This is a genomic window from Flavobacterium sp. KACC 22758 (assembly GCF_028736135.1).
In the GTDB taxonomy this organism is placed as follows: Bacteria; Bacteroidota; Bacteroidia; order Flavobacteriales; family Flavobacteriaceae; genus Flavobacterium; species Flavobacterium johnsoniae.
This window is the reverse complement of sequence record NZ_CP117878.1, coordinates 2,723,972-2,735,716: the sequence shown is the minus strand read 5'-3', so window position 1 is coordinate 2,735,716 and position 11,745 is coordinate 2,723,972. Positions and strand designations below refer to the sequence as shown.

At 33.7% G+C, this 11,745-nt stretch carries 8 protein-coding genes and 1 pseudogene; 2 read left to right on the top strand and 7 right to left on the bottom strand.

The window, feature by feature from the left end; all coding sequences use genetic code 11:
• Positions 1 to 7 precede the first annotated feature (7 nt).
• The 3 genes from ilvD to PQ462_RS11745 form a co-directional block, all read right to left on the bottom strand.
• Entirely contained in the window at positions 8 to 1,681 is a 1,674-nt protein-coding gene (gene ilvD, locus PQ462_RS11755; RefSeq protein WP_012024922.1) for a dihydroxy-acid dehydratase, read from the bottom strand.
• A 269-nt stretch (positions 1,682 to 1,950) separates the two neighbouring features.
• Positions 1,951 to 3,069, bottom strand: coding sequence for a 3-isopropylmalate dehydrogenase (gene leuB / locus PQ462_RS11750; protein ID WP_012024923.1), 1,119 nt, complete (start codon positions 3,067 to 3,069; stop codon positions 1,951 to 1,953).
• A 69-nt stretch (positions 3,070 to 3,138) separates the two neighbouring features.
• Positions 3,139 to 4,314: a 2-isopropylmalate synthase gene (locus PQ462_RS11745; RefSeq protein WP_052295190.1), complete on the bottom strand. Its 1,176-nt coding sequence runs from the start codon at positions 4,312 to 4,314 to the stop codon at positions 3,139 to 3,141.
• 155 nt (positions 4,315 to 4,469) lie between these two features.
• Here PQ462_RS11745 and PQ462_RS11740 point away from each other — a divergent pair, with 155 nt between their 5' ends.
• Positions 4,470 to 6,014: a hypothetical protein gene (locus tag PQ462_RS11740; protein ID WP_073410505.1), complete on the top strand. Its 1,545-nt coding sequence runs from the start codon at positions 4,470 to 4,472 to the stop codon at positions 6,012 to 6,014.
• A gap of 205 nt (positions 6,015 to 6,219) precedes the next feature.
• On the opposite strand, the gene PQ462_RS11735 is transcribed toward PQ462_RS11740, so the two are convergent.
• The 3 genes and pseudogenes from PQ462_RS11735 to PQ462_RS11725 form a co-directional block, all read right to left on the bottom strand.
• Positions 6,220 to 7,875, bottom strand: coding sequence for a M1 family metallopeptidase (locus PQ462_RS11735; RefSeq protein ID WP_274253646.1), 1,656 nt, complete (start codon positions 7,873 to 7,875; stop codon positions 6,220 to 6,222).
• Between the two features lie 156 nt (positions 7,876 to 8,031).
• Positions 8,032 to 9,687 (bottom strand): annotated as a pseudogene (locus tag PQ462_RS11730) (M1 family metallopeptidase).
• A gap of 100 nt (positions 9,688 to 9,787) precedes the next feature.
• Complete coding sequence (locus PQ462_RS11725; protein ID WP_274253645.1) at positions 9,788 to 10,117, bottom strand: hypothetical protein; 330 nt, start codon at positions 10,115 to 10,117, stop codon at positions 9,788 to 9,790.
• A gap of 134 nt (positions 10,118 to 10,251) precedes the next feature.
• Between PQ462_RS11725 and PQ462_RS11720 the strand changes: the two genes are divergently transcribed.
• Positions 10,252 to 10,950 (top strand): carbohydrate-binding family 9-like protein, encoded by a 699-nt coding sequence (locus PQ462_RS11720; RefSeq protein ID WP_274253644.1) that lies wholly within the window; start codon positions 10,252 to 10,254, stop codon positions 10,948 to 10,950.
• A gap of 174 nt (positions 10,951 to 11,124) precedes the next feature.
• On the opposite strand, the gene hisIE is transcribed toward PQ462_RS11720, so the two are convergent.
• Positions 11,125 to 11,721, bottom strand: a complete 597-nt coding sequence (gene hisIE / locus PQ462_RS11715) for a bifunctional phosphoribosyl-AMP cyclohydrolase/phosphoribosyl-ATP diphosphatase HisIE (protein WP_121361249.1) — start codon at positions 11,719 to 11,721, stop codon at positions 11,125 to 11,127.
• Positions 11,722 to 11,745: the final 24 nt, after the last annotated feature.

Below are 11,745 nucleotides of genomic sequence, written 5' to 3'. Positions count from 1 at the left end.
TTGTCGGTTAATTATCGGTAACACAGCCTGTTGAAGCACTAGAAACCGATCTTGCGTATTTAAGTAAAACCCCTCTGTCAACTTTTAGCGCTGGTTGAACCCAAGCCGCTTTACGAGCTGCAAATTCTTCGTCAGATATTTTCAGGTCGATTGTATTTTTCACCGCATCGATAGCAATTAAATCGCCATCTTTTACTAGTGCAATACCACCTCCATCATAAGCCTCTGGTGTTACGTGTCCTACCACGAATCCGTGTGAACCTCCGGAGAATCTGCCGTCTGTAATAAGTGCACAGCTGCTTCCTAATCCTGCACCAATAATAGCAGATGTCGGTTTTAGCATTTCAGGCATACCCGGACCACCTTTTGGTCCACAACCTCTAATGACGACGACATTACCTGGTTTAATCTTTCCGGCCTGCAAGCCAGGAATTACTTCAAATTCACCTTCAAAAACTACAGCTGGTCCTTCGAAATATTCTCCTTCTTTTCCGCTGATTTTTGCCACAGCTCCTTCAGAAGCAAGGTTTCCGTATAAAACCTGAATATTTCCTGTTGGTTTTAATGCTTTTTGAATTTCATGAATTACTTCTTGTCCGTCTTGTAAATCCGGTGTAGAAGCTAAGTTTTCAGCAACTGTTTTTCCAGTTACTGTTAAACAATCTCCGTGGATAAGTCCCACTTTCAATAAATATTTCATTACACCCGGAATACCTCCCACTTCGTGAATGTCTTCCATCATATATTTACCACTTGGTTTCATATCGGCAAGAACAGGTGTTCTGTCGTTAATTGCCTGAAAATCATCAAGAGTAATTGTAATACCAACAGAGTGTGCCATTGCAATTAAGTGCATAACTGCGTTTGTAGAACCTCCTAAAACTGCTACAATTGTAATAGCATTTTCGAAAGCTTTACGAGTCATAATATCTCTTGGCTTAATATCTTTTTCTAATAAAACTTTAATAGCTTCTCCGGCAGCAATACATTCGTCTCTTTTTTCCTGACTCAAAGCAGGGTTAGAAGAACTGTAAGGCATACTCATACCTAATGCTTCAATTGCAGAAGACATAGTGTTTGCAGTATACATACCGCCGCAGGCACCAGCTCCAGGACAAGCATTTTGAATAACTCCTTTAAAATCTTCCGGAGTAATTTCGCCTTTTACTTTTTTTCCTAAAGCTTCAAAAGCAGAAACGATGTTTAGAGATTCACCTTTCCATTTTCCTGAGTGGATAGATCCTCCATAAACCATCATTGACGGACGGTTTAATCTTCCCATTGCGATTAATGCTCCAGGCATATTTTTATCGCAGCCGGGAATTGCAATAATACTATCGTACCATTGTGCACCGGCTACAGTTTCAATAGAATCTGCGATTACATCACGAGAAACTAATGAATAACGCATTCCTTCTGTACCGTTAGAAATTCCGTCACTTACACCAATGGTATTAAAAATAAGTCCGACCAGACCAGCATCCCAAACACCTTTTTTAACATCTTTTGCTAAATCATTTAAGTGCATATTGCAAGTATTACCATCATAACCCATGCTGACAATACCAACTTGTGCTTTTTTTAAATCTTCTTCAGTTAAACCAATTCCATACAACATTGCTTGCGCCGCAGGCTGTGTTTGATCTTGAGTGATGGTTTTGCTGTACTTATTTAATTCCATTATTGCGTTATTTTTATTTTAATTTTATTCAAAAAAAAACCTTCCAGTATTTGGAAGGTTTATAATATAGTCTTTCAATTATATTTATACCGTTCCCGATGCAGATGTGCTAAACACATTGACAACAACGACAGAAGTAATAATAATTGAGATTTGCATCGCTTATTTTTTTAGTGTTACAAAAGTACAAAAACTTTAAGAACTAAAAAAATAAAATCTCAACATTTCTAATACTTCTTGTTATTTAATTCATTATTTTAGTAAAAAATCTAAACTATTGTCGATTGACCAATCGAAACATTATCATTATTAAAATATAATAAGTCATCTTTGCTGAAAATGAAATTGGAAACAAACTCCCCTACTTCATTTGTACCAAATTTTGAATCTGGTTTTAAATCAACAGTAACAACTTCATATTCAATTGCTTTTTTAACTGCCTGAAAAACTACATTCGCTTCTTTAGTTAATCCAAAATGTTCTAACAAAAGTCCTGCAGCTAAAATTGAAGCAATTGGATTGGCAATATTTTTTCCTTTTGCCTGCGGATATGAACCGTGAATTGGCTCAAACAAAGCATTTTTTTCTCCTAAAGATATTGATGGCAGTAAACCAATAGATCCTGTAATTACACTGGCTTCATCAGATAAAATATCTCCAAATAAATTCTCAGTTAAAATGACATCAAATTGTTTTGGATTCAAAATCAGCTGCATTGCTGCATTATCTACAAATAAAAAGTCCAAGATTACATCTGGATAACTTTCACCTACTTTTTGAACCACTTTTCTCCATAATCTGGAAGTTTCCAAAACATTTGCTTTGTCTACCATAGTTAACTTCTTGCGTCGGTTTTGTGCCGATTTAAAAGCTAAATGTGCAATTCTCGTTATTTCTTCTTCAGAATACTCACATAAATCCGAAGCATGTGTGCCTTCATCATTTAATGTTTTTGTACCAAAATAAGCACCGCCAGTTAATTCTCTGAAAATTGTAAAATCTGCTCCTTCAATAATCTCTCTTTTTAAAGGAGAAGCGTCAATTAAAGCCTTAAATGGTTTAATTGGACGAATATTGGCAAACAAACCAAGTTCTTTTCGAAGTTTTAACAAACCTTGCTCCGGACGAACTTTTGCATTTGGGTTGTTATCGTATTTTGGATCTCCAATAGCACCAAGCAAAACAGCATCAGTATTTAAACAAAGATTTAAAGTCTGCTCCGGGAGCGGGTTTCCAGTTTTGTCAATAGCGATCGCACCCATGAGTGCTTCTTCAAAAACAAATTCATGATTGTACACTTCGCCTATAGCATATAATGCTTTTTTGGCCTGTGCAATAACTTCTGGTCCAATTCCGTCTCCTGGTAAAACTGCTATTTTCAAATTCATAACGTCTCGTTCTTTATGTATTTAAATCTTTATTTTTTTTCTCTTTCTTCTTGGCTCTATTGTGTTTTATTAGCTTCTGATTAATTCACCTTCAATTTTAGAAGCTTCTATAATTTGGTGAATATCTGCGTCTACTACTTCTTTTTTAATGTCAGCAAACTTCAAGAACTCAATGTAAACAGTGTCTAATTGTGTTTTTGTAAGCTCGTAACCTACTTTTTTAGCTCGGTATGCTAATGCTGCTCTTCCGCTTCTTGCTGTCAAAATGATAGAAGATTCGTTTACGCCCACATCAAGGGGATCCATAATTTCGTAAGTTGCTCTGTTTTTGATAACACCATCCTGATGAATTCCAGAACTGTGTGCAAAAGCATTTGCTCCAACGATCGCTTTATTTGGCTGAACAATCATTCCCATACTTTCAGAAACTAAACGGCTCATTTCGTTTAATTCTCTTGTATTAATGTTTGTATCTAAGTTTAAGTAAGGATGCTGTTTGAAAATCATTACCACTTCTTCAAGTGCAGTATTTCCTGCTCTTTCTCCAATACCATTAATAGTACACTCGATTTGTCTTGCACCATTAATTGCACCTGCGATTGAGTTTGCAGTTGCCATTCCTAAATCGTTATGACAGTGGCATGAAAGGATTACGTTTTCGATTCCTTTTACGTTTTCTTTTAAATATTTAATTTTTGCTCCGTATTCTTCCGGAAGACAATATCCTGTTGTGTCAGGAATATTTAATACAGTTGCACCAGATTTAATAACTTCTTCACAAACTTTTGCAAGGAAAGCATTATCAGTTCTACCAGCATCTTCTGCGTAGAATTCTACATCTTCTACATACGATTTTGCGTGTGCTACTGCAAATTTGGCTCTTGCAATAATATCTTCAGGCGTAGTTTGTAATTTGTGGAGTATATGAGATTCAGAAGTTCCGATTCCAGTATGGATTCTAGGTTTCTTCGCGTGCTTTAAAGCAGCTGCAGCAACATCAATGTCGTTTTTCACGGCTCTTGTTAGTCCGCAGACCGTTGCATTTTCTACAATTTTACAAATCTCAGAGACCGATAAAAAATCGCCCGGACTTGACACAGGAAAACCAGCTTCGATAATATCAACTCCCATTTTGTCTAGTCGTTCTGCGATAACTAATTTTTGCTTAGTATCTAACTTGCATCCTGGAACTTGTTCACCGTCGCGTAAAGTGGTGTCAAAAATTTGAACTTTCTCTCTATTCATATTCATTTATTTAATGTAATTTCACATCTTGATAACAAATATATATTGTACAATCGCAGTACGAAATTCATTTTAATGAAATTATACTGTTCATAACACAATTTATAACGAGTTAAATATTTAATAATCAATAAGTTATATTATTATTTTTTACAATGGCTAACCATCAAAAAGATTTCTTATTTGTTCTGATAAAATCACTTTCCAAATCTGAAAAAAGGCAGTTTAAAATTTTTGCAAGCCGATTAGAAACCAGCTCGAATACGAAATTCATTGAACTATTCAATATTTTAGATAAGTCTGAAACGTATGATGAAAAGCTTATTTTAAAGAGCGGAAGCATCAAAAAAGTTCAGTTATCTAACTTAAAATCATACCTATACAAACAAATCTTAGTTAGTATTCGCTTAAATATTCCGAGCCAGAATATTCGTTATCAATTACGCGAACAAATTGATTTTGCTGTTATACTATATAATAAAGGACTTTATAAACAGAGTTTAAAAATTCTTGACAAAACAAAACAGCAGGCTTTAGAAAATGACGAAAAATATATGGCGTATGAAATTGTCGAGTTCGAAAAGCTGATAGAATCACAATATATTACGAGAAGTATTCAGGGCCGTGCCGACGAATTGGTTGTTCAGGCCAAAGAATTAAATTACCGAAATACTATTTCGAGCAAATTATCGAATCTTTCGCTTCAATTATACGGAATCATGCTGAAAACAGGTTACGTAAAAAGCGATGAGGAGTATAAATATATTGATGATTATTTCAATAAGCACATTGCCAAACTAGACGAAACAAAATTTGGTTTTCGTGAAAAATATTGGTTTTACAATGCCAATTTATGGCGAAGCTTCTTGGTTCAGGACTTTTTAGCGAGTTATAAATTTGCTTACAAATGGGTACAGCTTTTTTATGACAATCCAAATATGATTTACCTGAATCCGGTATTTTTCTTAAAAGGTAACCACTATTTTCTGGAATCGCTTTATATGTTGAAATATACATCCAATTTCAAGAGATATCTTTCGCTTTTAGAAGAAACGATTCAGGATCCGAGATTTCCCGTAAATGATAACCTTGCTTCGCTGTCGTTTTTATACTTATATAATAACAAACTGAATCTGCATATTCTGGAAGGCACTTTTGCCGAAAGTGAATATCTGATTCCTGAGATTTTAGAAAAACTGAAAGTACACAGTGATCACCTTGATGAACATCACGAAATGTTATTTTTCTACAAAATAGCTTCTATTTATTTTGGAAATGAAAAGTATAACGAATGTATTTTCTATCTTGATAAAATTATCAATAATAAAAACTTAACCATGCGCGAAGATTTAATGTGCTTTGCAAGACTATTGTCGCTGATTGCACATTATGAATTAGGAAAAGATTATTATTTAGAAAACCACCTGAAAAGCACGTATAAGTTTTTATTAAAAATGAATGACTTACACGAAGTTCAAAAAGAGATTATCAAGTTTTTAAGAAACCTGAATAACTTCTATCCTGCTGATATTAAAAAGGAATTCAAAAAAATGCATGCCCGTTTCGTAGAACTTGAAAAGAATACTTACGAAAAAAGAGCTTTCTTATACCTGGATATTATTTCGTGGCTTGAAAGCAAAATCGAAAATAGAAAAATTGCTGATATTATTAAAGAAAAAGCGAAGCTGAATAGCCGATAAATCTTTTAAATTCAGATAAAAAAACAAACTCCAATAAAAAAGCCTTGAAATTCAAGGCTTTTTGTTATTTCGACAAAACTGTACTAAAAACCAAACCCGACAGATTTTAAAAACCTGTCGGGGTTTACTAACGTAAAAATCCCAAACTCCTCCTGATGCTATCGGGATGGAATTTGGGATTTTGTATATTGAAAATTAAAAGAATTTATTCAACAATATTAGAAGTCGTAACATAAAAATCTTTATCAACTTCTATTTTTCTGTCTTCATTATCTGTTTTTACTGACTGCCATTCTGTTGTTGGTTTCAGCCAGGTTTCAACACCATTTAATTTCACTCTTACCGGCATATCAAATTTAGAAACACAGTTTGTCCAGTGGTAGCCAAAAGTTCCGTTTTTAAACATATATTCAAAAACCGGAATTTGAGTTGTAGTTAAATATTGAGCAAAAACTCTGTTGAAGTTAATTCCGGATTGTTCATTAATATAATCCTGAATTTGTTTACCAGTAACCGTTTGATGGTAAAACGTTTTGTTCATGCCTCTTAAAATCGATTTCCATTTTGCATCATCATTGATTACCTGACGAATCATATGAAGCATCGAAGCTCCTTTTGGATACATATCTCCAGAACCTTCATTATTTACATCATAATGTCCGATGATTGGAGTATCATTTTTGATGTTTTTTCTACATCCAATTACATATTCTGCTCCGGCATCTTTTCCGTAATAATACTCCACAAAAAGACTTTCTGAATAGTTTGTAAAACTCTCGTGAACCCACATATCAGCAATATCTTTGTAAGTGATATTGTTAGCGTACCATTCGTGACCCGATTCATGAATGATGATAAAATCAAACTTTAATCCCCAGCCTGTTCCGCTTAAGTCACGTCCTAAATAACCATTTTTGTATTGATTTCCGTATGTAACAGAACTTTGGTGCTCCATTCCTAAATACGGAACTTCAACCAATTTATAACTGTCTTCGTAAAACGGATAAGGTCCGAACCAGTTTTCAAAAGCTTTCAGCATTTTTGGCGCATCTTTAAACTGCTCTTTTGCCAAAGCCAGATTATCTCTTAAAACATAATAATTACAGTCTAAATTTCCTTTTTCACCTTTAAAAACTTCTGAGAAATTAACGTAATCACCAATATTGATATTTACACCGTAATTATTGATAGGATTGGCAACATACCAATTAAAAGTTTTCGTTCCGTCTTTTTCTTTTTTAACGCTTTGTAATCTTCCGTTAGAAACTTCCGTTAAATCTCCCGGAACATTAACGCTGATCAGCATATTTTCTACTTCATCATACATATGGTCTTTACACGGCCACCAAACGCTCGCTCCTAAACCCTGGCAAGATGTAGCAATAAAATCTTTTCCGTTTTTATCTTTTTTCCAAGAAAAACCGCCGTCCCACGGTGCTCTTACTGCTTCTTTAGGTTTTCCGTTAAATGAAACTACAATTTCTTTTGTATCACCAGCTTTTTGTTTTTCGTTTAAAGTGATGAAAAATGCGTTTCCGTCTCTTTCAAATTTTAATTCTTTTCCGTTCTGCGTTACTTTAGTAATGTTCATAGGTTCCTGCAAATCAATCTGCATACGGTTATTTTCTGTTAAAACAGTATAACGAACTGTATTAGAACCTGAGATTGATTTTTCTTTTGGATTCACTTTTACATCAAGGTGATAATATTTCAAATCCCACCAGGCTCTTTCTTTTGTGATGCTTCCGCGTAAAGTATCCTGATGTGTAAAAACGGTTTCTGACTTGTTTAAAAGTCCCTGAGCATTGGCAGTAAAACCAATTAGAAAAGCAGTTAAAATGCTTCCAAAGTAATTTTTCATTAGTTAGAATTATAAAATAAATAAAGTATTCGAACTTAATCTGTCACAAATGTAAACATTCGGATTAAGAATTCTAAAATTTTATGATTTCTTCATAAAAAACAAACCCAATAAATAAGAAATTTATTGGGTTTGTTTTTTAGTTATTTTAAAAACTTAATTGGTGATATTAGATTCTATTACATAAAAGTTTTTATCTACAGTTAAACTTGTTTTTTCACTGTTTAAATCTTTCGCCTGCCAGTCTGAAGTTGGTTTTAGCCAGGTTTCTACACCGTTCAAAGTCACCTTTAACGGAAGATCAAAATTTTCCTGACAGTTAATCCAATGATACGCTAATTTTTGATTTTTAAAATAATATTCAAAAACAGGCACCTGTGGCGTTCTTAGATACTGATTAAAAACCGGGTCGAAATCAATTCCAGATTCTTTACTTATGTAATCTTCAATCTGTTTTGTGGTAACGGTTTGATGGTAAAACGTTTTGTTCATTCCGCGAAGAATCACTTTAAATTTTGCATCATCATTAATCACCTGACGAATCGTGTGAATCATGTTAGCGCCTTTCGGGTACATATCGCCAGAACCTTCTCTATTTACATCATAATGCCCAATAATAGGTTCTTTATTCGCAATCATTTTTCTAATTCCTCTAGCGTATTCATTTGCTGCATCTTTTCCATAATAATATTCTATAAAAAGAACTTCTGAATACGTGGTAAAACTTTCATGAATCCACATATCGGCAATGTCTTTATAGGTGATATTATTGGCAAACCATTCGTGACCCGATTCATGAATAATAATATAATCAAACTTCAATCCCCAGCCTGTACCGCTTATATCATGTCCGTTATGACCGTTTTGGTAATTGTTTCCGTAAGTTACCGAGCTTTGGTGTTCCATTCCTAAATACGGAGCTTACACCAATTTGTAACTGTCTTCGTAAAACGGATAAGGTCCAAACCAGCTTTCAAAAGCTTTAAGCATTTTAGGAGCATCTTTAAACTGTTCTTTTGCTTTAGCCAGATTATCTCTCAAAACATAATAATTACAATCTAAATCGCCTTTTTCTCCTTTAAATTTTTCTGAGAAATTAACATAATCTCCAATATTGATATTTACCCCGTAATTGTTAATTGGATTAGCGACATACCAATTGAAAGTTTTAGTTCCATCTTTTTGTTTTTTAACACTTTGAAGCCTTCCATTTGAAACATCAGTTAAATCTCCCGGAACATTTACGCTGATCAGCATATTCTCTACTTCATCGTACATGTGGTCTTTACATGGCCACCAAACGCTCGCGCCTAATCCCTGACAAGATGAAGCGATAAAATCTTTGCCGTTTTTATCTTTCTGCCAGGTTATTCCGCCATCCCAAGGGGGACGTACGGCTTCTTTTGGAACTCCTCCAAATGAAACGATAATTTCTTTCGTTTCTCCAGCTTTTTGATTTTCTGATAAAGTAATAAAGAAAGTATTTCCGTCTCTTTCAAACTTCAGTTCCTTTCCGTTCTGCGTTACTTTCGTAATGCTCATTGGTTCCTGCAAATCAATCTGCATACGGTTGTATTCTGTTAAAACCTTATAACGGACAGTATTAGTTCCGGAAATGGTTCTATCTGCCGGATTCACCTTAATGTCAAGATGATAATATTTCAAATCCCACCAGGCTCTTTCTTTTGTAATGCTTCCGCGTAAGGTATCCTGATGTGTAAAAACAGTTTCTGACTTATTTAAAAGTCCTTGGGCATTGGCTGCAAAACCAATTAGAAAGGCGACAAAAATGTTTTTAAAGTATTTTTTCATTAGCTGAATTTTGGATTATTTAGTTGTTTTTTGTTTTTAACAAATGTAACTAATCACGTTAAATTTCTATTTCTATACCCGAAAAAATTAAAAAAACTACCTATTCTATAAATGAATCTCTATAATATTGAATCCGCCCTTCATCATTGTTTTCATCAAAAAAGACAGAAAAATTTATTCCTTTTTTCCCTTCCATCCAATTCGTTGTTTTATCTGAATAAAACCAGAAATGAAGGGTTTCATCTGTTTTTTCAAACACAATATAAAGATCCTCTACTTTATAAATACTATTTTGTTCAATTGTTTTTTTATTCTTTTTATTTCGTATCAAAAGTTCAGAAACTGCCTTTTCTGCAAGTTTTAATGCAATAATAAGTTTAGCGGTGTATTTTTTATCAATTTCAAAAATTGTGTTTTTACTGCCATTCATTTGCCTATTGATTTTTCTTTAGAATTATTTTCTTAATCATTTGCAAAAATACTCCTATATATTTATATTAAGTAAAATTAATCTTTTATAATAGATGACTTCTCTTTACTTTAGCAATAAATCAAATCTAACTTATGAAATTCTATCTACCTGTAGTTTTTATTTATCTTGTTTGTATAAACACGATGCATTCACAAACATTTTCAATTGCGAAAACTAGTGAAAAAATAAAAATCGACGGAGATTTAACCGATTGGAAAACACCTTTTTCAGGTCCTTTTGTAATTCATAATTCAGGAGAAAAAGCAAAACAAAATACAATGGTTTCACTTTCGTGGAACGATGAATACCTTTTTATTGCTTATCGTTCAATTGATTCTCAAATAGTGGGAAAACATCAAATGAAAGATTCTAAAATCTATGAAACTGATGATTTGGTAGAAATATTTATTGATCCTGACGGAGACGGGAAAAATTATCTGGAAATTGGTATAAATGCATTTTCTGCTAATTATGATATGCTTGTTAAATGTATTTCACCAGAATGCGGAGGCTGGAAAACAGATATGAATTTTGATATTAAAGGATTTGAAGCTGTCAGTAAAATAACCTCAGAGGGCTTTGATACCGAAATAAAAATCCCTTTTTCAAGCTTAGAAAAAATTGAAAACGGCAATTTTTTAAAACCAAAGATTGGTACAAAATGGAAGGCTAATATTTTTAGAATTGATTACGGCGATACAACCGAATACCTTGCTTTACAGCCTTATAAAAGTTTGAAATTTGGTTTTCATCAACCGCAGGAATTTGCAGTTTTTGAGTTTGTAGAGTAGTATTGCGAGATGGCGCACGGAAGACACGGATTCACTATGCGAAAGCACGGATTTGTAAGTATTTTTTTTATTTCGAGGAACAAGAAATCGCACTAGGTAATCAACAAAGATTGGAGATATCTTTTGCGGAGTTTCTAGTGCGATTTCTCGTTCCTCGAAATGATAAACTTTATGTTACTTCTGACGTTTCTTTAAAACTTCAACAACATCATTTAACTGATAACCTTTTGCCTGCAGTAAAATCAGATAATGAAAAAGTAAATCGGCGCTTTCGCTGAGGAATAAATCGTCGTTATCATCTTTTGCTTCAATAACTACTTCTACAGCTTCTTCACCAACTTTTTGAGCAATTTTATTAATTCCTTTTGCAAATAAAGAAGCTACATAACTCTGTTCAGAATCAGCATTTTCTCTGCGGGTTTTGATTGTATTTTCTAATTGAGAAATAAAACCGTAATTCGCATCATTTGGTTCCTGCCAGCAAGTATCTGCACCAGTGTGACAAGTTGGCCCAACTGGTTTTGCCTGAATTAATAGCGTATCGCCGTCACAATCATTTTTAATGCTTACCAGATTTAAAAAGTTACCACTCTCCTCGCCTTTCGTCCAAAGTCTTTGTTTGGAACGGCTAAAGAAAGTCACTTTTTGTGTTTCTATTGTTTTTTGAAGCGATTCTTCGTTCATATAACCCAGCATCAAAACATTTTTTGTTTCTGAATCCTGAATTATAGCCGGAATTAATCCGTGTGCACTTTTGATATCGATATCCATAATTTTAGTCTAAAGTTGTAAAGT